Genomic DNA, 22,960 nt, shown 5'->3' with positions numbered 1-22,960 from the left:
GAAAGATTCAATTATTATAAACTTTGTAAAAATAAATGCAGTAAGGTTTATCTTCTGCATAATGATTGGTCTTTCTCCTTGAGCACACACTAAAGAGCTCCTAAAAATCAACACGTAATAGGAGTACTTATGAGATTTTCAGCACACCTTCATTTCAAATCCAATTCCAGAATCTCACCAGGCAATCCATCGAAATCCTTAAACTCTTTCGAAACAAAACCATGATTGATCAGAATCTTTCTCGATGGAATATTTTTCGGATCAATAATGGCTACTAACTTTTCCAGTGATTGCTGCTGTTTCGCATGCTCGATTAATTGTCTAGCGACTTGACTCGCGATTCCTTTACCCCAATAGTAAGGCAAAATCATATACCCGAGCTCCGCTTCAACCTGATCTTCCTCATGAAGTGCTAATTTTGCAAGGCCAACAAACTCGTTTGATGATAGGGTTAAGATTTTGAAATTGCCAAAATTCTCATTCAACTTATTATTATCGATCAGTTGCTCAAAATCAACTTGAGCCTCCTCTATTGGAATCGCTCGTTCCGTAATCATTTCCATAACCCGAGCGTCACCTACAAGTTGAAAGTATTCATCAAAATCCTGTGATTTAAACTTTACCAAATAAACATCAATCATTATACTATCAATCATTATACTATTACATTTTACAGCAGAACCCTTATCCAGTGGACTTAATTATTTGCTTTTTCTTCCATTAACAATTCTCCCCAAGCATTCAATTTCCACAGCACTTCCACCAGTTTTTCACCAAGAGGTGTAAGCGTATATTCAACACGAGGAGGCAATTCATTAAAGCTCTTTTTACTTAAGATTCCATCCCCCTCCAGCTCCTTTAATTGTTGATTCAATACCCGTCTGTCCACACTTACTATTCCTCTCAACATTTCACTTGGACGCTTCTCCCCTTCATTGATTCGCCAAATAATGGGAATTTTCCATTTTCCACTTATGGTATTTACAGCAAATTCCAATGGACATATTTTTTCTATTATCGCTTGTTGCTTTGTTTTCATTAAATTGACTTTTTTATCCCATAGGGATAATAATATGCGGTATTGTCATTCTGAATTTACTTTTAAATATTTGCAAAAACAAATCATATCGCATGACAAACTTAGCAAAGAAAATAGAAGAAATTAACCAAAACTTAGCAAAGCAGTTACCCGCAGAAATTATCAATGTTTTTAGTCAATCTATTGAAGATTTGAAAAACAGCAAAATTGACCAAAACAGCATACAAGTGGGTTATAAATTTCCTGATTTCAATTTAAGAAATACCAATAATCAATTGATCCATTTACATGAACTGCTAAAAAAAGGTAAAGTAATCGTCGCTTTCATTCGCGGCACTTGGTGTCCATATTGCAATCTGCAACTCAAAGCGCTGCAAGATCATTTAGAGCTTCTTCATCAAAAAGATGTAACATTAGTGGTAATAACTCCTCAATCTGAGGATAATAATAAAGAATTAGAACTTAGCCATAAATTGAATTTTGATTTATTGACCGATCAAAATCATCTGTTAGCCAAACAGCTTGGTATTTCATTTCAACTACCAAAATATGCAATCGACACCTACGAGAAACTAGGAATCTCCCTGTCTGATTATAACAAAAATGATCATAACGAATTACCCATTCCCGCTGTATATATTATTGACACAGACTATACCATAATCTATCAATTTGTTGATAGTAACTATATGAACAGAGTAAATATTCAAGACCTTATAGATCAGTTATGATGGAAGTAAAAAGAAAAGGTGCAAGATCAACTCAAGATCTTACTCCAGATATTTTAATACAATTAAATCGTGGAGAAATAGAAACAGCAAATCTCGTAGAGTGGTTGGCTATTGACCAACGCTCTTTATTAGCACATATATTACATGAACATAATCGGTTAGTATATCTAGATCCAGTTATATCAGCCATCGATCAGTTGAAAAAACAAACGGTAAACACCATCAATGAAGCTATCGGAACTATTCTTTTTGAGCAGTCAGTTAAAAATGGTGATCAGCAATTTTTAAAGATACTTGCCCATCATCAAGCCGATATGGCTCGATGTTGGGCAACTTATACGATTGGTAAAAATCAACAACTGAGCATTGATCAAATATTGGAACAGATTAAACCTTTTTCTGCAGATACACATTTCGGAGTAAGGGAAATTAGTTGGATGGCAGTACGGCATCAGATCGCAAGCAATTTAATAACCAGTATCAGCATCCTCGCTCGTTGGACTTCAGATGAAGACAAAAATATAAGAAGATTTAGTAGCGAATCGACAAGACCACGAGGTGTTTGGTGCGAACATATTGATATTCTCAAACGAAATCCGGAGTTAGCACTGGAAATTTTAGAACCACTACGATCTGATCCGGAGCGATACGTACAGGATAGTGTAGGCAACTGGCTCAACGATGCCAGTAAAACACAAGCAAATTTTGTGCGTTCGGTATGTCAACGCTGGAAAAAAGAAAGTGAAACAAAAGAAACCAATTACATCATTAAGAAAGCTTTAAGGACAATTGGAGCTTAGCGTAAAAGAGTATTCTTGAATTATCCCATGGATAGTTTCAATCGTTAAAAATTAGTGCAGGTTTGATGTGATAAATCAATGGACCTGAAGTAAATCATAGGGCGAGCAGAGGATATAGAATAGTCAGCATGGCAACCAGAGCTGATAAATACTAAATTTCACCTTTAGGCAAAGAAACAGTAAAAGTGGAACCTTTATTAGGTTTACTATTTACATGAATTGTACCACCATTCAATCTTGTAAATTCGGCACATAAAATCAATCCTAATCCAAACCCTCTTTCTCCCGCTGTCCCTCGGGAGGAAAATTGTGATGATGTAAACAGCATATTTATGCGACGGTCATCCATTCCCATACCCTCGTCTTTAATAAGAATATCAATTTCATTAACCCGATCGACTGCAGTAATCGTAATGCGCCCACCGGTTTTACTGAATTTAACAGCATTACTTAATAAATTTCTTAAAATAACAGCTGTTTGATCATAATCTGCTACTAATGCTAACCGTTCAGGAACATTGATATGAATCGTGAGTTGTTTCTGCCTGATCAGTAAGTCAAAAAATTGAAGGATCTCTCTAAACAAAGGTTGGAGAACAAAAACAACTGGTAAGGTTTGGATACCCTGCATTCCACGTACACTCCATCGCAATAAATTATCAATAACTGATCCCAGTTGAGATACCTGATTTTTTAGTAGTCCTATTGTTTCAACACGTTCATTAGCGGTCAGTAGGTCTTGATGAAAGACCTGCAGTAGATTTTCTAAAGTAGCCATCGGGCTACGGATGTCATGTGCTAGAATCGAAAACATCTTTTCCTTGTCCTTATTGAGAGAAAATAATGCTTGCCGTTGCTTTTCCACTTCTCGTTGATAATTTCTTTGAATACTCTTAAAATAAGTGACCACACCTACGATCAGCATGATCCCTACAATCATATTGACATAAGCCTGCTCTCTGGGCACTGGTGAACCGAGCAATGGCGGCTGTGGAAACAAAATAACGGCTGCACAGGCTACAAAAATTAAAGAACACAAAGAAAATCTGATCCACTTAGTATCAAACATGAGACTAGTTGTAATCAATAAAGCCACTAAAAAGTATTCGCCCCCATTATGAAAATACAATCCGGCGATGGTGTAAATAACCAATCTTGAACCGACCATCACTAATCTTGCACTCAAATACTTTCTTGATTTATTCAAAAAAATAACAGTAGCAGCATCACATACATTTAACAAATTTAAAAAAGAGAGAAAATAGCGTTCATTAGTGAAATTGATAATAACATAGGTAAACATGCAGCACATTCCAATCCAATTCAATATGTTGATCAATTTAGTATATCTTGACTCCACATATGGCATATCTGGATAAACCCCCACATTCGTGAGTTTATTAAAGGTTTGTTTCACGAATGTAAACAACGTAGTGGTCATTAAATGAACATTTTTTTAGGTAGTTCGTTATAGCTTTAAATCATATAGCTATGCAATTCTCATTATACTTTACTTGTTTTTATATACTTTGCAAATAGTAACATCCATACTATTGCTGCTAAACAGAATGAAGATGAGCATACGATATAGGTGCACATCACTTCTTTGCAATACAATTCAAACGAGTAAACGAGACGCGAATTTTATGGAACAAAACTAGTAAAATTTATGAGGTCTTCACAACTTTTTCATACAGATTTAAAATCGATCACTTCTGTCCCAAATATATTTCAGATAACTGATTCTTCGGGTTTACCGAGTGTATCCGCTATATCCTTTAAGATAGGTTGACTATAATAAACATTGGCAACAATTGTCCCGGCTGAAAACGCCATTATTGGTATTACCAGTCGGCTCTTATTTTTCGTTAACATTTATTCGATTATTTGACTGCAAATTTAGAAATCCGAATGACGGAAAAATTGTATAAAAGATTACTTTTTTTGTACATTTAACCATATTTTTTTATAAAACGGATTCAGCTTGAGGCATTGTTTCAGAAATCGTACAGGATTTTGGGTTTACAGATTCAAGTCATTTTTATTAGTCCTTTTTAAAACAGACTGGAATTGCAACAAATAGGTTTATAAAAAGCAGTAACCTGCGTTAACTCAATGACAAATACCTAAAAAGTACAATTTAATATAGATCTAACACTTCATTAAAATTTTCATTTATCTTATATTTCAAAATTATTAAAATAATAAATCAACAATACTAAATGAAGGAAAAAATCAATATACGCAGCATTGAAAAAACTGATAATCCGATACTTGCAAAGCTTATCAGAAACACTTTTGACGAATTTATGCTCACAAAAGAAGGTACTGTATATACAGATCCTACAACAGATGATTTATTTTCTCTTTTTAATCAGGAAAATGCTGTTTACTGGGTAGCTGAACAAAATAACGTGTTATTGGGCGGTTGTGGTATTTACCCCACTGTTGATCTACCTTCAGGATATGCGGAATTGGTGAAATTCTATCTTGCTCCTGATTCAAGAGGAAAGGGCATCGGTAGATTACTATTGCAAAAATCAATTGAAAGTGCCAATAAACTAGGCTATTCTAAACTATATCTGGAGAGTTTCCCACAACTAAAAAAGGCTGTATCTTTATATGAAAAAATTGGATTTGTGACGATTGATAAATGTCTTGGTAATTCAGGCCATTATGCCTGCACAATTTGGATGGAAATAGAATTAAAATCCTACTTAAATAAGGAATAGAACATCCCCTACTTTTGGCATCTAAATTCGATAATCAATAAGTTATATAATAATCTTCTTAATACAGATAGATTTAAAGGCTATCTATTGAACAATCCACCAATAAAAAAGTGCACAAGCATTCCTTTTACCATCAATTTCTCTATTTCATTAAATTTTTTAAAAAATAGAGGCAACTTGCTCCGGAGGCATTTTAGAAACACTATTACAATAAATCATGCAGAATAGTCGTGAAAACTATTGTTGTTTCATACATAATCTACCTATTCTATGTACTTTAAGTAATAAATACTATTTAATCCACATTAATTACTACGGATCAGGATTATAAGAACTTATTTTTGAAATAACAAACACTTATAAACGATGAATAGTAGCCTAGAAATTTCAGAAGATATTGATAAAAAAGCATTACGTGACATATTAGAACTTGATCAAAAGATCAAGCTCTTTAAAAAAGGAGAAATCAATGATGAAAGTTTTCGGGCATTTAGACTTGCCCGAGGAATTTATGGACAGCGACAGGATGGTGTCAACATGATCCGCATCAAGCTGCCATTTGGTCGCGTTACACCTGAACAACTTGAACGGATAGCTGATATATCAGAAGCTTATGGAAGTGGTAATTTACATGCTACTACACGACAGGACATTCAGCTTCACTATGTACATCTAAGCAGTGCCCCTCAACTTTGGGCAAAGCTTGAGGAAAAAGGTATTACTTTAAGAGAAGCATGTGGAAATACCATCCGTAATTTAACGGCTTCACCTTATGCCGGCATCGATCCTGAAGAACTCTTTGACGTTTCTCCTTATGCGAATGCTGTATTCAACTATTTCCTCCGTAATCCTGTATGTCAGAATTTGGGAAGAAAGTTCAAGATTGCCTTCTCTTCTTCTGACCGAGATTCAGCATTTACTTTTATCCATGATCTGGGTTTTATTCCAAGACAAAAGGAAATTAATGGAAAGTTGGTTCGTGGTTTCCGTGTTGTACTTGCGGGTGGATTGGGTGCACAGCCTTTCATGGCACATAGAATAACGGATTTCATGGAAGAAGATAGGATTATTCCTATCACAGAAGCCTGTTTACGAATTTTTGACCGATATGGTGAACGTGCCAAAAGGCATAAAGCAAGACTAAAATACTTGATCCAGGATATGGGTATAGACCCATTCCTTGAACTGGTTCAAACCGAATGGGAATCTTTGTCTGTTAAAACATTCCCTATTGACCTGAACGATTATACCGCATCTGAGATTCCCGAACGATCCGCATGGAGCTCTGAAGATCCTGTAAATTTTCAAAAATATGAACGTTGGTTAAGACTCAACCAATATGAACAGAAACAAAAAGGTTATTGTGCTGTACAGATTAAACTTCCTTCAGGTAATATCAATGCCGAAAATGCACGGAAACTGGCTAAAATAGCACGTGATCATGCCTCTGCGGACATGCGCATTACAGTTAATCAAGGTATTTTATTAAAATATGTAAAACCCGAGGCTTTAAAATCGTTGTTTATTGCGCTGGATACAATAAATTTAGCCGAACCTGGTTTTGATACTCTATATGATGTTACCGCATGTCCGGGAACGGATACCTGTAATCTCGGAATTGCAAGTTCAGTGGGATTGGCAGAGGAACTTGAGAAAGTGCTGACAAAAGAATATGGTGATATTGTTTTTGAGAAGGAAATCAAAGTAAAGATCTCTGGCTGTATGAACGGTTGCGCACATCATGCAATCGCATCAATCGGTTTTCACGGAATGTCCATGAAGATCGGCCAATATATCCTACCTGCCATGCAGGTATTGTTAGGCGGAGGCCTGGATAGCAGCGGAAATGGTGCCATCGCGGAAAAAATAATTAAACTTCCATCCAAATGTATTCCAGATGCTGTAAGATCTCTACTGAATAATTATCAGGAAAACATGAAGGACGATGAAAACTTTAACGATTATTACAATCGAATGGGAAAGAACCATTTTTACACTCTTTTAAAACCTCTTGGCGAGCTGAAAGAAGTTAACCAATTCCATTTAATGGATTGGGGAAATGAAAAAATTTACGAAACTAAAATTGGTATTGGTGAATGCGCCGTTCCGATGATGGATATGGTGGGTGTTGTATTTGAAGAAGTACGTGAAACCTTAAATCGGGCTAAAGAGGCTATAAACCAAAGAGAATGGGTCGAAGGTATTTATTATTGCTATACTGCCCTATTAAATACTGGGAAAGCGTTATTATTAACCAAAGAAAAGCCTTGCAATACGCACATCAGTGTGATAAAAAACTTTGATCCTACATTTATTGAAAGTAAGGAGTTTGAATGGGACGGCTCTTTTCATGATCTTGTATTCCAGATTAATACAAACGGATCCTCTTCTGAATTTGCAGATACTTATTATAATATCGTAGAGGACTTTTATACAAGAGCAATTGCTTACCGTGAGTCACAGCTTCAGAGCACTTAACCAAGCTACAATTATAGAATAATATATTGTTGAGATCTCTGCCGCATACAACATTAAATTGATAACATCATGGATCGATCACGGAAATATAATACGGGAAATATGTAACGGATATATAACACCGTAATATCAGGACGTGACACGTTCTTTAAAAAAGTAAGGATCTCATTCTTTGCTTTTTCATTATGTTCCTGATAGTAATATAGAATTGGTTTTTTCTCTTGAAGCTCTGCCGAATCATTCCTCTTCGAAATATCATCCATCATTTTTTGGATTTTTTCTAATGTTTCGTCTATTTCTTACAGATTACTCGACTTATTAAAAGCTTCAAGCAGCTCCTCTTTGGGCTCTCTTTTTAAATCAAAATAGTTCTTACAGATGTATTTATGAAAATCTTTTTCATTCTCAATTGCGGCCAATATTCTTTTTCTTTCCTCATTCCGAAAATCTTTGAAAATTTCATCTTCGAATTTATCTTCCCTTTTTTTATCAAATTCTATATGTTCGAGATATGAAATAACCAGCGTTTGGAAGTCTTCTGAAAATAGATTTATCGATAAACATCCCTTTAACAGATGTTTCGAAATTTGCGAAAAATCTGCGCGGAATATAAATCCATCTTTTCTTAAATTTTCAAAAATCTCAGAAAGATCCCCTGCTGTAACCTCATTTAATGTTTTTTTCTTATCACCCATCGTTTGTTTATTGTTTTTTTCAATTAATCCACACCGATTTAGAAAAGAGATTTAGGCGGAGCGTTCGAAAAAGAACTTCAGATCCGTGTATGTGGATTTGAAGAGATACCTCAAAAAGAAAAGGGAAGCTACGATGTGGTTACCAGCAATATTCCATTTGGTGATACTACAGTATTTGACCTTTCCTATTCTAGGGGAAAGATCTTGCAAGAGCGAAAGCTGTCCGCAGTGTTCACAACTATTTTTTTTCAAAGGGAACGGACATGCTCCGTAAAGGCGGTGCTCTGGCTTTCATAACTTCTCCGGGTGTTGCTCAAATGCCTCCATTTAGTATGAGTTTTACAGAATTGTAAAGTTTACGAAAGCTCTGTATTAATTTAAAAAATAACACGGTTTAATATAATTACCACAACAATATTTACTAAATTTATCACATCTGTTTTTAATAAAAATAACACAGTAGTGTTTAATAAATTTATAAGGTTATGGCAACACCACGTGAAAGATTTGTAGAAGCCCTAAAATTCTTGCAAGAACTACAGGAAAAGGGGATTGTAGGCATTCATACCGATGATATGCCGAACCGGAAATACCGTGAGATACTTTCCAAAAATGGTTTTATACGAGAGGTAGCTAAAGGATGGTATATCACCACTAGTCCGGAGGAAAAGGATGGTGAGACAACAGCCTGGTATAGCTCTTATTGGAATTTTGTTGCTGTATTTCTAGAAAGAAAGTATGGTGATAATTGGTGCCTGTCTGCCGATCAATCACTATTGCTACATGCGGCCAATCAGTCGGTACCACAGCAATTGCTTGTTCGTTCGCCACAAGGAAACAACAATCCTACGCCGTTGCCACATAATACTTCATTGTTCAATATGCGTGGAGAACTGCCATCTGCAGATCAGCTTATGGTAACTCCAAACGGTATCCGGATGTACAATCTACAGTCGGCATTAATATACAGTTCTGCCAGCACCTATACCCGTAATGCTATTGATGCACGTACAGTATTGTCGCTGATACGCGATGCTTCGGAGCTTTTACCAGTACTTCTAGAGAACGGACATACTACTTTAGCCGGACGCCTTGCCGGCGCTTTCCGTAATATTGACAGGGACAAGATAGCCGATCAAATTATAGACACTTTTAAGCAGGCAGACTATGATATCCGTGAAGAAGACCCTTTTGAAAGCAAACTGGACCTAAAGTTGTCCACCCGTGAACGTTCACCCTACGCAAACCGTATACGCCTGATGTGGACACAAATGCGTGAAGTTGTGATCAAAAACTTTCCTGCTTCACCCGGCATTCCAGCCAATCATGATTTGTATATTAAAAATATAGACGATATATATTTGACAGATGCTTACCACTCACTATCCATTGAGCGTTACCGAGTAACGCCCGAGCTTATTGCTAAGGTAAGTTCAGGCGAATGGAATGCCAAAGAAAATGAGGAAGACCGAAAGCAACGTGATGCGATGGCCGCCAGGGGCTATTATCAAGCTTTCCTGTCTGTAAAAGAAAGTATAAGAGCTGTTTTACAAGGGAAAAATGCCGGTATACAAGCAGATATGGATCATTCAAAATGGTATAGAGAGCTGTTTGACCCAAGCGTAACTGCTAGAATACTGAAAGCATCAGATCTTGCCGGTTATCGTAACCATCAGGTATATATAGGTAATTCCAAGCATGTTCCACTTAGCGTAGACGCTATGAGAGATGCTATGCCTATATTGTTTGAAATGCTCGAAGAAGAACCAGAAGCTTCTGTTAGGACTGTTTTAGGACATTTTATATTTGTATTCATTCACCCTTACATGGACGGTAACGGACGTATAGGAAGGTTCTTAATGAATGCCATGTTGGCTTCTGGAGGTTATCCTTGGACAGTGATACCCGTGGAAAGAAGAGATGAATATATGCAAGCGCTTGAAAAAGCAAGCGTAGATCAGGATATTGCTCCTTTTGCTGCTTTTGTTGGTTATCTGGTTAATGAGGGAATGAAAGGAAAAGCTGTAGCTGAATTGCCGGCATAACCTTTAATCCATCGAAGTTAAATAATCATGTTGAAAGCAAAAAGGATTGACAATACCGCCAATACTTTTTGCTTTGTAACTCTGTACCAAATGCTGTAAATCCGAATCATTCTTAATACGTTCCAGTTCACTTTCAATGACATCGACAATATCCAATTTAATTTGCCTGTAGTTAGCTTCAATTTCCTGTTTCATCTTATCTTCTCCATGGCTATCTACAAAGGATAAAATTTCGGGTATCTTTTTGTAGGCTTTGGCTTCAGCAGCAACCTTATCATTGTCCACCACAATTTCTGCATGGAAAATCTTTTTATCTATTCGTTCATCGAAATTATCAGATACAGATACCACAAATATGCCCTGTATCAATGTAGAGATTTTAGCAGCAGGTATCAGACCTTTAATTAAAGGGAATTTTTATAGAAAGCCTTGTAATAGCAATAAAAAAGGGATTAAAATGAAAAATGGCACCATTTGTCTTCCAATGGCACCATTTGTCGTTTTAGTCGGGGTGGCAGGATTCGAACCTACGACCTCCACATCCCAAATGTGGCGCGATACCGGGCTACGCTACACCCCGAAAAAGTATCACCTTTTTAACAAAGGCAAAGATAATATTTTCACTCATTTTTTGCAAGTAAAATGCTCCTAAATAAATTCATCATATAATCGGCTAAAAAAACGCCCCACCCTGTAAAATTATTACAGGTGTGGAGCGTTTTACTATTGTTTACTGTACGAACATGATTTCACAAAATAAACTTAACCAAGTTATTATCACTAAAAACAGAGCTATTTGATATTGAGGGTAAATACAAAAGTTGCTTGAACTGTCTTTGTTCCATTATAATTATACACCATGGCTTGCTTGAAAGTATATTTTTGTCCAGCGGTCAAAGCCCCTGGATACTGTCCTATTGAAAATCCGATTGTACCTGCATTAAATTCGGAAAAGAATGCTGAAGCAGCTCCCCATTGGGTTACATTACCTTTCTCAGTAAACCAATGACCGTAGCCCGTGGCCGTATTATTTGGATTTAAACTTCCATTCGACTCCACAGCATAAAATTTTATTTTTCCACTGGTCATCAAATCCGCTAGATCTGCTGAAGGTATAGCAAAAGCCTCACCGAGTTGAGTTGCATTAACGTTTACTTTTGTACCGGAGTATAAGGCCGCATCAGCAGCAAAACTAACATCATAATTAAAAGTAATATCTTTCGGCTGACTAATCACATCATTATATCCTATTGCAGTTGTATTGGTAAATTTGACCTCATAGGGCCACTGCTCATCATTGGTATCTACATCATCCCAAGCATGTGGCTCGTAAACTGTTGGGGCACCTGTAACGACAAACCACAAGTTAGAACAATTTACAGGAACAGTAAACGACACCTCATTATCAGCACCCTGTGCCATCTCACCATACACCCGAGTACCATCTTTGAGTAAAGCAACATAACCATATCTCCAGCCCGCACGAGTAGGATCTACGGTATTAAATCCTGGGACGTTGGTCAATCCTTTAAAAGATGTCGTCACCTTAGTGCCGGCAGCTGGTAGATCCAAAGGAATCACATTGTAACCGGTTGTACCTGGACAACGATCATAAGTAACGCGAAGACTTCCATTGGACTGTCTTGTAAATTTTGTAGTCAGTTTACCAATATAATTTTTCCCATACTCCCTGATACTATTTAGATCCCAGGTCACAAAACGGGTAGCAGCTTCATAAATTTCACTGTTGAACTGATTCACGTTAATACCTGTTATACGCATATAGGCCTGAACCGGATCTTCTGGTTTTAAAGCCTCGCGCCAAATCCGACCAATCATATCTATTCCATGCTTATTAGCCCAATACCAATGGATAAAATAGCTAGCATAACGATACTTTTCATGATGAATATGACGATAATAGTTTTCGGTATAGACCGTAAAATCATGTCCTGAAAAAGCCTGATCTGGATAGGTTTGATAAGCCTGCCATTGTGCCGTCTGCTCCCAAAATCCGTTACCATTTTTGCCACCAAAGCCATATCGAAAACCATGTCCTCCTTTCAGGTCTGCAAACACCTGATATTGAAAACTATGGCCAATTTCATGTGCAATAACAGCCCCCACTGGTTTACAGGTCGCTGGATTGATCCATAATGCGCCAATTGTATCGTCATAACCACCTCCATAAGCCATCCAATCGGTCGTATAATGAACAAAAATCATCATCTTATATTTATCTAGATTAGACCGATTCATTTTACGTTCGGCAAATTTTAGGGTTGTGATATTCAATTGGTAAAACTGTTCAGCTTTGGCAAGAAGATCATCTATATCGACCCGATACACTTCGGGAACAGCACTGGCATTCGGATCATTTTTCCCATAGCTTGCCCCCCAAAAGACGATAAAATGCTCCGACTGACGACTTCGCGCATACGCCCATTTACTATCCTTATTGTTATAATCCATGCCGGCAAACTCCTTCGGTTTATAGATCTTCAACGAATCATTATTGTCAACAGAAGGCTCCGTAGGTTGGATAGGCAATTCTTCATTGAGGTTATTCATCTTTTTGCTACACCCCTGTGAAATCAGCAAAAAAGAAACAATAAACAGCATCAAGATTTTATACAATATACTTTTCATAATTTGTGCTATTAATAAATTAGAGATCAACTATGCGTCACCGTTAAAAACCTGAACCGAACAATGTAAGTACCACTTCTATAAAATTTGATAGTGGATACTGGGTTAAGGTTACGCCCCAGACTAGTGGCAGTACCAATCACTCGATAATAAGAAATTGGGTCTCCAGACCAATATTCTGAACCAACGTAAGTACCATTCATAATGGGGTACACTAGACCCGAAACGTCTGGGTAACGATATACCAAGGCTGTATCGCTGACTTGTTCGGGATAATAAGGAGACCAATTTTTGAAGGTTGGTCTGTCACCACGTTTAATGACCTCTCCTTTTTTTGGATTAAAAGGTTTCCCATTTTTATCTTCCCATATGTACACAATCTTATTTCCCCCTTCAGGTTGATGTTCAATAGTTATTTCATAATCTGTATAAGGTAAGAAGTTGGCTTCCGCACCATAATCCGAACTCGTACAAGATTTAAAAAATACCGAGTCTTTTTTTGCTCCTATGACATTAAAATCGAGGATATTTTTAAATGTTCTACTTCCTGCAATATTACTTACCTCCACATCAATGCTGTATTGTCCAGGTTTAACAAATTGTGTGGCTGGCGAAAAACCAACCCTTCCCCCAATGGTATTGAGTGTCATCGCTGCATATTTGGCTTTACCAATCTTGGCGTTCAGTTGATCGAGCGTCGTATCTCGCCACGTGATTTCTGACAAATAAGTAGAAATCTCATGTTCTTTAAAAAATTCGGTTGTCAATTCGCCTGTTTCTTTATTTCTTACGTTCAGTAAATTAACTGTCAAGGGAGTTGTACTTCCATTTGCGATCAAAGACTGTGTATACACAACCATCCCTTGGTTCACCTGTAAATTAGCCACATTGTAGCGCATATTTTCACTCAAATAACCAATTTGATCGCTCTTGCAAGCTTGAAACACAAAAATGGATAAACTGGCTATGCCTAGTATAAAACTTCGTTTTTTCATAATTTATTTGATCTTAATGTGGAAAACAAAAACAGCTTTCAGGTCGCCTTTTGATTTCGATTTATACACGAGCGCTTGTTTTATGGTATAGGTTGTACCCACGGCAGCTTGTCCTGGATATTGCAGGATATTAAAGGTCATGACACCTGTTGCAGCCGTAGTAGCCAACTCCGAGACCACTCGTGCATCCGTACCCCAAAAGCAGGTTTGACCTTTTGAATCAAACCAATTTCCCGGTGCATTCGCGGTACTATTCGGATTTAATGTACCATTGGGTTCAACAGCATAGTAAGTGATATCTTTGCCCACAAGTGATGAAATCTGATTCGCTTGAATCCCGTAAAAACGGGCCAGACGCGGCAATAACAGATCCACGGCAGTTCCTGTATAACTGACTGCATCATATTTGATAGTCAAATCATAATCAAACGTAATTTCAGCCTCATTTTCCACAATCTTGGGACCTGTAAGTAGACGTGGCACAAAATCACCAATAAAAGTGTGGGTATTAGCCAATACGTTGAGCATGGTACCTGAGGATGTCCTGATACCGGTGGTCTGACAGCGTACACGCACATCTGACTGATCATCTTCTTTGACCGTGACGGTACCATCAGGTCCAATCTGATCTGCCTCGCCCCGTACTTTAACGTAGTACAAGTAATAGACAGGCTGCGAAGACCAGGCAGCTTTGCCTTGCTTTTGTTTATGATAAACAAAACCATTAAAATTACCCGAATTACTAATCCCCTTGTAACTCGTCGTTGCTGTCTCAAGATTATAGGCTGCATCATTATAGATGTAAGCTCGGACTGAATCAACAGGAATTTCATTTAAAAATTGGGTAAAAGAATATTGTGCATTTTCATCCACAAACTTCACAGAGTCTGCCTTTTGTTTGTAATACCGATTGACAGAATAATCCGATGGTGCCCAAAATGTTTTCGCCTGGTTAATCTCATCTTTCATTTTAAAATGGTCAATAACCAAAAGCAAGGTGTCAAACATCCCGTTGGGATGTGCTGCGAGGTAGTCATAAGTAGACAAATTCACTTCAGCTACATGGATCCCGTCATCCGTAAGGTACGCTGCCTTTTTACAGGCGACCATGGTCAGGCCAAAGAACAGCAGTAGGGCTAATTGATATAAGGTTTTCATTTATTTCAAGTTTAGATAGTGGATTACATATTTACCATTCCCCAGAATGGCGTCTGATTAAGCATAGGATTAGCGTCTAACAAGCTTTGATCAAAGGGCCAAAAATATTTTTTTGCATTAAATTGCGATTGGTTCATTTTGCCTTCTGGAAATTTAAACACACCAAAATGCTTATATAGTCGCACCAAATCGTAATAGCGGTGCCCTTCTAAAAATAGTTCGCGTGCACGCTCATTAAAGATCGCCTGAATTAGTGGTTCGTCCTTGTCGTAAGCAGACAATCCTGCTTGTGTACGGATTTCATTCAAGATGGTCTCCGCAGCACCATTATTACCGATGGCCGCCATAGCCTCGGCCAGCAATAATTTGATATCCGAATACCGAAAGATCACCATGTTATTTTTAAATACGGCATTAGCATTGGAAGTGGTACTGGAATATCTGACGTTTGCATATTTGGTACAAAGTGCGTAGTTGCTATTATATTCCACATCAAATACACTTTTAAAACGCTTGTCTTTGGTGTCTTTGAATAGATTTTTAATATAATCCTGACTGATTCTAAAGAATGGATCGGTCAGGATACGATAGTAAGGTCCTGCCAAGGTGTAATAACCTATTCCGTTTCTCGAACCCTCATTTACTCCATTTTGTGAGATTTCAAAAATTCCTTCATTAGATTTCCCCTGATAAATGCTCCGGTACCCGATGCTGTCTCTACCCACAAAAGAATAGAGACCACTTTCCAATACGGATTCTGCAGCTTTGATACAGTCGGGATATTCTCCTCTCCAGGCACTTAGATGTGCCTGCAGTGCAAGCGCAGCTCCCATACTGCCACGTACCGCAAAATCATTCTTATCAATATTCTCCCATTTAAGCAAGGTCAAAGCCTTGGTCAGATCTGCTTGGCTCTGGTCCAACACGTCACTTTCTCGACTCACGGCAAGGTTGACTGCATTGATTGGCGCCACGGACTCTGTTATAATAGGGACAGTTCCCCATACTCTTGCCATATAGAAATAAGCAAATGCGCGCATAAAATACGCTTCACCGATATAATAATCACGTACTGATAAGTCATCAAACAAGCTTTCATCCATCTCAGGGAGTTTCTGGATCACTCGGTTAGCCTGATCGATCACCTGATAGAAGATGTCATAACGACGTAGTGGATACATAGGCCTAAAGGATTCACCCGCTGGCACAGGCGTATTCAGCTGCATATTGATAATCGGAGCAAAATCCTGATCCGAAGAAGAGGTAAATTCGTCAGTCAATAGATCACCATATGCATAAAAGGCTGTTCCACTCGCCTGATTTAGTGCCTTACGCAAAAGTGCATATATCGATGCCGTTGCATCGTTGGCATCGGCCTGCGTCTTCCAAAAGTTTTCATCTGTAGCAGAGCTGATAGGCTCAATATCCAAAAACTTAGAGCAACTGGATGCCACATACAACAGTGAAGTCAGCATCAAAAACAATATTTTTCTTTTCATCTGTAAATAATTTTATTTCCATCGGTCAGACGGAGTTGACTACGATTAAAACGTTACATCTAAACCTATCGTCCATTTTTTTGGGATCGGATAGCCATTACCTGTTGAATAACCATTGGCTTGTACAGCTTCAGGATCAGGTACTGAGGACCACGACTTAATTGCCACATTATCGACCACGCCATAGATGCGGAGCATTTTCAATTTAAGTTTCTGGATCATTGCCTGTGGAAACGTATAGCTCAGTTGTATATTTTTCAAACGCACAAAGCTGGCATTTTCTACAAAAGTACTGTTGGCAATATGCCAGTTGTCCACCGTGTTGCGAAACAAATTCGGAAACTTGGTCTGGTCACCCTCTTTCATCCAAAAATCACTAGATTTGAAATCCCCAGCAATCGCAGAATTAGTTCCCCATGTATTATATAAAGACGAAGATCCTGCATCCTGCAACTTATCGGATAAATAACCATTCCATAAAGAACGTCCAACAACAAAACTTATCAGCGTAGATAGGCTAAAGTTTTTATAAGAAAACTGGTTAATAAATCCACCCACAAGATCAGGATTGGGATTTCCCATGTCAATCTTATCATTATAATCAATCACATAGTCACCGTTGACATCCCTACGTCTAGGGTCTCCAGCTTGATAAGGAACACTTTGATTGAAATGATAAATTCTTCTTCCGGTCAGGGGATCTATAGGTACCTCAGCATTAGTCGCATATACTCCATCGACATCCCAGACCTTGAACGGAAAAATAGGCTGGCCAACATTCAATGCACGTTGCATCCAGGGTGGGCCCACCTGTATTTCCTTTCCACCATCAGGCAAGCTGGTCACGTAATTTTTGTTATAGGCAATATTGAAGTTTGTAGTCCACTGGAATGCCGATCCAGGTGCCATATTGCGGGATACAAGCGTTAGTTCGACACCACTGTTTCTGACACTAATAAAATTGTTCGAGATACTACTATAGCCTGATGTAATCGGCATCATCAGGTCATAGACCAGATCCTTTGAGTCACGTATATAAAAATCAGATGTCACGGTCAGCCGATCGTGCAATAGATTCATGTCAAAACCAATGTTTAGCTGTGGTGACCGTTCCCATTTAATAGTAGCAGACGTCGCTGGTGAACCGTAGTTGGGATAGGTGGTTCGCACACCATTATAAGACAATAACGAACCTTCGATACCATTGTCCAGTACCGAACCATTGTAGGAGGCATCAAATGTCAACGTATTATAACGTGCATATACCGATCCTGGATCGCGCCCAGTCAACCCATAACTACCTCGCAATTTAAAAAATGACACCACATTTTTTACTTCCTGAAAAAATGGCTCTTCCGAAAGTACCCATCCTGCCGAGATCGAAGGAAAAATACCCCACCGATTGTCCTTACTGTAGCGTGAGGAAGCATCCATACGGTAACTTGCCGAAACCAAGTATTTATCCTTATAGTCATATCCAAAGCGCCCGAAAAATGATACCCTTGATCGTTCACTGATGGATGTTACCGCATAAAGATCGGATCCTGGAGGAATTCCGGTAACTGTCTTCACATAATCCCCATTATCACTATATCCATACATATAATTATTGTTGGAAGTATTACGCTCGATACCAGTCCCTAAAACTGCACTTAGGTTATGAATATTCCGAATACTTTTGATGTAGTTGAAATAAGTCTCCCACTCCCATCGTTTATTTTGATTAACCCAATTTTGAGCAAAGTTGCGGTTTCCCGTCAGAAGTTTGGGACGAAAAAGATCGCGTGTATTGTTATTTACGTTGAATGAAAATTGCGACCGCAAAGTAAGCCCATTGATCAGAAATTTTTTAAGTGTAGCCGCAAAGTTACCATTCAGGCTGAAGGAGTTGTCGCGATCCATCATTCCATCATAACGACCAGTATAAATCCGTTCTTCAACATCGGTAATTTCATAGAAAGAAGAAGGAAATCCCCAAGTACTGAACGGGTATTTCTGATCATCGCCAGAACCGTGTTTAGCTTTTGTAAAACCTGCAAATAAATTGGTCTCAAATTGGAAGTTATCTGTCGGATTGGCCTGTAACATCAAGCGAGGAGTTAAGTTCTCATTTTCAAATCCCATCATCACCCCTTGCTCATAATACCGTTGTGCAGAGAAACGGTACATAAATTTCTCCATGGTCGCGCCAATGCTCATATTCACATTATTGATATTGGCAGACTGCAGAAAAAGTCCCTGCCAATCGACATTATTATTAAAGGAAGGATTCAAACTATCGGTCAACATCTGGCTAATCGATCCGTTGTTGAACCAGTCATACGCTCCTCCATTATACAGTAAGTTCATCTTCATTCTTCTTTCCGCAGCTCCTACGGTAATCGGTTTCATCGCCGGGCGATTTGAAACGCCGTTGTATGCAGAGATACGTATCTCAGGCTTACCATGCGCTGGACGTTTGGTTTTAATGATGATGACTCCATTTGCAGCACGTGCACCATAGATAGCCGAAGCAGATGCATCTTTTAATATATCGACCGACTCAATATCGTTGGGGTTTATAGCCTGCAAAGGACTTGTATTACCATATGCTGCTTGAATATCACTAACATCGTAGATGATATTATCAATCACATATAAAGGTGCCTGCAAGACATTATCCGCCAATCCCAAGTTACTCGTTCCGCGTATATTAACGATGTTATTGGTTCCTGGCTCGCCCGATGTGCTCAATACCGTCAATCCAGCTACACGCCCCTGTAACATAGCGTCAAAAGTTGCATAAGGAGTATTTTCAAAATCTTTACCTTTTACCGTAGCGATCGCTCCGGTTGTCTTTCGACGCTGCACATCCTGATACCCCATCACAACTACTTCATCTAGCCCAGTACCATCTTCTTGCATCGTGATCCGCAGCGTATTTTCACCAGCACTTAGTAGCTTCTCCTGCTTAAGATAGCCAACATAGCTAAATACCAAGGTCGGATTTGCCGATTTGAGCTTCATGGAAAACTTACCATCAGCATCAGATTTGGAGGCATTTCCCATTCCTTTTTCCACAATACTCAGATCAGACAAAGGTTTTCCCTTTTCATCTTTAACGATTCCAGTTATCGTTCTTTGTTGTTGCGCATTGAGCTGCTGGCACAATAATAGCAACAATACTAAAATACCAAATAGGTTTTTTTTTGGTGGATTTTCATACATATTCATAATTTATTAAACAGGTGTAATTCAGCTCTTCATAGGTTCAGTCACTTCATCTATTTTGTACGGACAGCACGATATAAATACCAATCTATCAGGCCGATTATAGTATTTCTTAAATTGATTAGTTGTACTCTGATAGACCAAAATTAGTGTTTGGACAGACAGTATTTCCATCGAATTTTACCAACTCATGCTCATATTTTAACAGAAATAGGAGAAAGTGTTAGTATTGATACTTTTTTATCAGAAAGCTGGGGGGGGATAATCATTGCTCTTAGGGGTGGACAGTATAACAGCGGAAAAAGGGTAACGATGCTGCTGGAACGATCATCTAAATATTAAAAAAACATATAGGCATTCTCAGGAGCTTTCCTGGATATTCAGCACAACCACGGACAAGAAGCACAGATTTATCCGATTATCACGATGGATCAAAAAAGTAGAAAAGGCAGGCTTTAAATCCTTAACGCTTTGGCAAGCACAATACCATTACACCACAAGAACATACGGAACTACTTCGACAACAAAATCGGACATGCATCTGTTGAATCTTTCCATGCAAGAATAAAAAATCTCAAGAAGCCTATTTATAGAAGGGGGTGACATGAATTATTGATGTTCAGAATTACTAGATTATTTGCTTGGTCAACAGCTTTTGAAACTGCCCCAAAACAATTAAGTTTGTCCGAAAAATGTCTAAAAAAGAAAAAGCCACTGATAATCAGTGGCTTTTGTCGGGGTGGCAGGATTCGAACCTACGACCTCCTCGTCCCAAACGAGGCGCGATACCGGGCTACGCTACACCCCGAAAAGGTATCACCTTTTTTTATTGTGATGCAAATATACAGCGATTTTTCAATGTATCAACACTATTTTTCACTTCCCTCATTAAAGAGCTGATTTATTGAGAAATAAAATATCATATCCACATTTAATAAAATGTGGAAAGATCAAAATCAGGATGTGCAAAACTTTTTATCATATATCCAAGCCTAGGGGTCTAAATATTAAAAGGGTTTTTCTATCTTTGCAACAAACTAAGGCAGCTTACATCTTTTTGAAAAAAGTATTTCTTAAAGTAAAAAAAAAGCTGTAATATTGCATTCCGATTTTTACAGGCTAATAATCGTATTTAATTACTCAAAATCATGGATTTAGTAAAATTTGTAGAAGAACAAGCGGTAATCAAAAATGAAGTTCCCGCATTTAAAGCAGGAGACACCATAAGCGTTCATTATAAAATTCGCGAGGGAAATAAAGAGCGTATCCAAATTTACCAAGGTGTGGTTATCCAATTGAACAGCGAAGGTGTTAATTCAACTTTCACTGTACGCAAAATTTCAAATGGCATTGGTGTGGAACGTATCTTCCCTATAAATTCGCCAAACATTGAAAAAATTGTAGTAAACAGCTACGGTAAAGTACGTCGCGCTAAATTATTTTATTTACGTGGTCTTACTGGTAAAGCTGCTCGTATTAAATCTAAAAGAATCTAATCACGACTACGCAAGTATAAAAAAAGGCATTGGAATTAATTCAAATGCCTTTTTTTATTTTCTTCCCTTCCTACTTTTACATCGTAACACCTGAGGTTCTAGCTTCTCCTATTTCAACTCAATCTAAGACATTTTTGGTTAAAAAACATGATCAGGTATCATTCGACCACTGGTCTACCTATTTTTTTGGATGGTATAACCCGCTGTCTCAACCCCAATCAATTCAAGCTCTAAACTACCGCAGCTCATTAAATATGAGCAACATTTTCTTTACATGTCAAAAATCATTTTCATGCTAAATCTTTTTAGTTTATCTTATGGACAGAAAAGTATATTATGAACAAATCTATTTTCAGTCTCCTATTCTTATGCTGTTTTTATAACAGTTATGCTCAAAACGCTATTCAAGATTTTTTAGCGTTACAATCTATTCCGAAAACTTATGCAGTCCTCAAAACGACCGAATCTCTAACAATTGATGGTAAAGACGATGAAAAAAGTTGGACAAAAGCAAAGACCATCAACAATTTTGAAGATATACAAGGCGGTGACTTTAAAAAACCTTCCTATAAAACCGAAGTAAAAATGCTTTGGGACTCCACTTATCTATATGTGTATGCAAAATTATATGAGCCACATATCTGGGGAGATATTGATCAGCACGACGAGATTATTTATCTCAACAATGACTTTGAAATATTTTTAAAACCAAACCTTAAACAGGCGGAATATTATGAAATAGAAGTCAATCCCCTAAATACGATCTTTGATCTGATGCTACCAAAACCTTATCGCTTCGGCGGACAAGCCATCACACACTGGGACGTAAAAAACCTAAAATCAGCCGTACATATCCATGGCTCGCTCAACAATCCACACGATATCGATTCTTTCTGGTCCGTTGAATTTGCCATTCCACATCAGTCACTCTACGCCTTCGGAAACTCTCCGATGCCAAAAAAAGATGATTATTGGTTATGCAACTTTTCGCGCGTGCAGTGGCAACATGACATCAACAATAACCGTTATAGTCGAAAAAAAGAAAACAATAAAATCCTTCCAGAAGACAATTGGGTATGGTCACCCATCGGTTTAATTAATATGCACTATCCTGAGAGATGGGGATATCTACAATTTGTAGAACAATCTCAAGAGCAAGAACCAGCACTTCCAGATAGTTACGCTGTCACCAAATTAGCTTGGAATATCCATTATTTACAACAATTGTTTAAAAAAGAAAATCGTCGCTATAGTGATCAATTGACTACACTTTCGCTGTATAATCAATACCTATTACCTGCTTTAAAAGATTTTCAAGTCACTTTGGATATAAATAAAGATAAGCAGAGCTATAGTATGAAAATTATGGACAAACATTCAAAAAAATTCAGGTATCCTTAGATAGCCGAGGTAATTTTGATCTTTACTAGTAT

Annotated in this window: 19 protein-coding genes and 2 tRNA genes; 8 read left to right on the top strand and 13 right to left on the bottom strand. The window is 37.9% G+C overall.

Annotated features, from left to right (window positions below; genetic code table 11):
* Window positions 1–149 precede the first annotated feature (149 nt).
* Both MUB18_RS09860 and MUB18_RS09855 read right to left on the bottom strand, forming a co-directional pair.
* Window positions 150–656 (bottom strand): GNAT family N-acetyltransferase, encoded by a 507-nt coding sequence (locus MUB18_RS09860; RefSeq protein ID WP_248755772.1) that lies wholly within the window; start codon window positions 654–656, stop codon window positions 150–152.
* A 41-nt stretch (window positions 657–697) separates the two neighbouring features.
* On the bottom strand, window positions 698–1,039 hold the full coding sequence (locus tag MUB18_RS09855; protein WP_045753521.1) for a winged helix-turn-helix transcriptional regulator: 342 nt from the start codon (window positions 1,037–1,039) through the stop codon (window positions 698–700).
* Between the two features lie 92 nt (window positions 1,040–1,131).
* Here MUB18_RS09855 and MUB18_RS09850 point away from each other — a divergent pair, with 92 nt between their 5' ends.
* Window positions 1,132–1,770 carry a peroxiredoxin-like family protein gene (locus MUB18_RS09850; RefSeq protein ID WP_045753520.1) on the top strand — a complete coding sequence of 213 codons (639 nt, stop codon included), beginning with the start codon at window positions 1,132–1,134 and terminating at the stop codon, window positions 1,768–1,770.
* Window positions 1,767–2,570 carry a DNA alkylation repair protein gene (locus MUB18_RS09845; protein ID WP_248755771.1) on the top strand — a complete coding sequence of 268 codons (804 nt, stop codon included), beginning with the start codon at window positions 1,767–1,769 and terminating at the stop codon, window positions 2,568–2,570. The genes MUB18_RS09850 and MUB18_RS09845 overlap by 4 nt, the downstream gene beginning before the upstream one ends.
* A 151-nt stretch (window positions 2,571–2,721) precedes the next feature.
* Here MUB18_RS09845 and MUB18_RS09840 read toward each other — a convergent pair whose 3' ends face one another.
* The gene (locus tag MUB18_RS09840) at window positions 2,722–4,011 is read right to left on the bottom strand and encodes a sensor histidine kinase (RefSeq protein WP_248755770.1); all 1,290 of its coding nucleotides are present in this window, start codon (window positions 4,009–4,011) and stop codon (window positions 2,722–2,724) included.
* A 781-nt stretch (window positions 4,012–4,792) separates the two neighbouring features.
* On the opposite strand from MUB18_RS09840, the gene MUB18_RS09835 reads away from it, so the two are divergent.
* Together MUB18_RS09835 and MUB18_RS09830 are read left to right on the top strand one after the other, a co-directional pair.
* Window positions 4,793–5,302 carry a GNAT family N-acetyltransferase gene (locus tag MUB18_RS09835; RefSeq protein WP_045753514.1) on the top strand — a complete coding sequence of 170 codons (510 nt, stop codon included), beginning with the start codon at window positions 4,793–4,795 and terminating at the stop codon, window positions 5,300–5,302.
* 366 nt (window positions 5,303–5,668) lie between these two features.
* The gene (locus MUB18_RS09830) at window positions 5,669–7,780 is read left to right on the top strand and encodes a nitrite/sulfite reductase (protein WP_248755769.1); all 2,112 of its coding nucleotides are present in this window, start codon (window positions 5,669–5,671) and stop codon (window positions 7,778–7,780) included.
* A gap of 53 nt (window positions 7,781–7,833) precedes the next feature.
* On the opposite strand, the gene MUB18_RS09825 is transcribed toward MUB18_RS09830, so the two are convergent.
* The gene (locus MUB18_RS09825) at window positions 7,834–8,046 is read right to left on the bottom strand and encodes a hypothetical protein (protein WP_045753512.1); all 213 of its coding nucleotides are present in this window, start codon (window positions 8,044–8,046) and stop codon (window positions 7,834–7,836) included.
* Window positions 8,047–8,079: 33 nt separating this feature from the next.
* A complete protein-coding gene (locus MUB18_RS09820; RefSeq protein ID WP_248755768.1) occupies window positions 8,080–8,475 on the bottom strand; it encodes a hypothetical protein in 396 nt (131 codons plus the stop codon).
* Between the two features lie 485 nt (window positions 8,476–8,960).
* Between MUB18_RS09820 and MUB18_RS09815 the strand changes: the two genes are divergently transcribed.
* Window positions 8,961–10,520, top strand: a complete 1,560-nt coding sequence (locus tag MUB18_RS09815; protein WP_248755767.1) for a Fic family protein — start codon at window positions 8,961–8,963, stop codon at window positions 10,518–10,520.
* A 3-nt stretch (window positions 10,521–10,523) separates the two neighbouring features.
* On the opposite strand, the gene MUB18_RS09810 is transcribed toward MUB18_RS09815, so the two are convergent.
* From MUB18_RS09810 to MUB18_RS09780, 7 genes are all read right to left on the bottom strand, one after another.
* Entirely contained in the window at window positions 10,524–10,889 is a 366-nt protein-coding gene (locus MUB18_RS09810) for a hypothetical protein (RefSeq protein WP_248755766.1), read from the bottom strand.
* Window positions 10,890–11,026: 137 nt separating this feature from the next.
* Window positions 11,027–11,100: transfer RNA gene (locus MUB18_RS09805), tRNA-Pro, on the bottom strand.
* Between the two features lie 212 nt (window positions 11,101–11,312).
* Window positions 11,313–13,091 (bottom strand): DUF4859 domain-containing protein, encoded by a 1,779-nt coding sequence (locus MUB18_RS09800; protein ID WP_248755765.1) that lies wholly within the window; start codon window positions 13,089–13,091, stop codon window positions 11,313–11,315.
* A gap of 104 nt (window positions 13,092–13,195) precedes the next feature.
* Window positions 13,196–14,164, bottom strand: a complete 969-nt coding sequence (locus MUB18_RS09795) for a DUF5007 domain-containing protein (protein WP_248755764.1) — start codon at window positions 14,162–14,164, stop codon at window positions 13,196–13,198.
* Between the two features lie 3 nt (window positions 14,165–14,167).
* Window positions 14,168–15,322: a DUF4859 domain-containing protein gene (locus MUB18_RS09790; protein WP_248755763.1), complete on the bottom strand. Its 1,155-nt coding sequence runs from the start codon at window positions 15,320–15,322 to the stop codon at window positions 14,168–14,170.
* A 23-nt stretch (window positions 15,323–15,345) separates the two neighbouring features.
* Window positions 15,346–16,821, bottom strand: a complete 1,476-nt coding sequence (locus tag MUB18_RS09785; protein ID WP_248755762.1) for a RagB/SusD family nutrient uptake outer membrane protein — start codon at window positions 16,819–16,821, stop codon at window positions 15,346–15,348.
* Window positions 16,822–16,866: 45 nt separating this feature from the next.
* Window positions 16,867–20,028 (bottom strand): SusC/RagA family TonB-linked outer membrane protein, encoded by a 3,162-nt coding sequence (locus MUB18_RS09780; protein WP_248755761.1) that lies wholly within the window; start codon window positions 20,026–20,028, stop codon window positions 16,867–16,869.
* 474 nt (window positions 20,029–20,502) lie between these two features.
* Here MUB18_RS09780 and MUB18_RS21975 point away from each other — a divergent pair, with 474 nt between their 5' ends.
* Window positions 20,503–20,634 carry a transposase gene (locus tag MUB18_RS21975; protein ID WP_411028114.1) on the top strand — a complete coding sequence of 44 codons (132 nt, stop codon included), beginning with the start codon at window positions 20,503–20,505 and terminating at the stop codon, window positions 20,632–20,634.
* Between the two features lie 131 nt (window positions 20,635–20,765).
* On the opposite strand, the gene MUB18_RS09775 is transcribed toward MUB18_RS21975, so the two are convergent.
* Window positions 20,766–20,839: transfer RNA gene (locus MUB18_RS09775), tRNA-Pro, on the bottom strand.
* A gap of 340 nt (window positions 20,840–21,179) precedes the next feature.
* On the opposite strand from MUB18_RS09775, the gene rplS reads away from it, so the two are divergent.
* Together rplS and MUB18_RS09765 are read left to right on the top strand one after the other, a co-directional pair.
* Window positions 21,180–21,527, top strand: a complete 348-nt coding sequence (rplS, locus tag MUB18_RS09770) for a 50S ribosomal protein L19 (RefSeq protein WP_094771394.1) — start codon at window positions 21,180–21,182, stop codon at window positions 21,525–21,527.
* A gap of 336 nt (window positions 21,528–21,863) precedes the next feature.
* The gene (locus MUB18_RS09765) at window positions 21,864–22,928 is read left to right on the top strand and encodes a carbohydrate-binding family 9-like protein (RefSeq protein WP_248755760.1); all 1,065 of its coding nucleotides are present in this window, start codon (window positions 21,864–21,866) and stop codon (window positions 22,926–22,928) included.
* Window positions 22,929–22,960 lie beyond the last annotated feature (32 nt).

Source organism: Sphingobacterium sp. PCS056, assembly GCF_023273895.1.
Lineage (GTDB): Bacteria > Bacteroidota > Bacteroidia > Sphingobacteriales > Sphingobacteriaceae > Sphingobacterium.
This window is presented reverse-complemented; position numbering and strand designations above follow the sequence as displayed.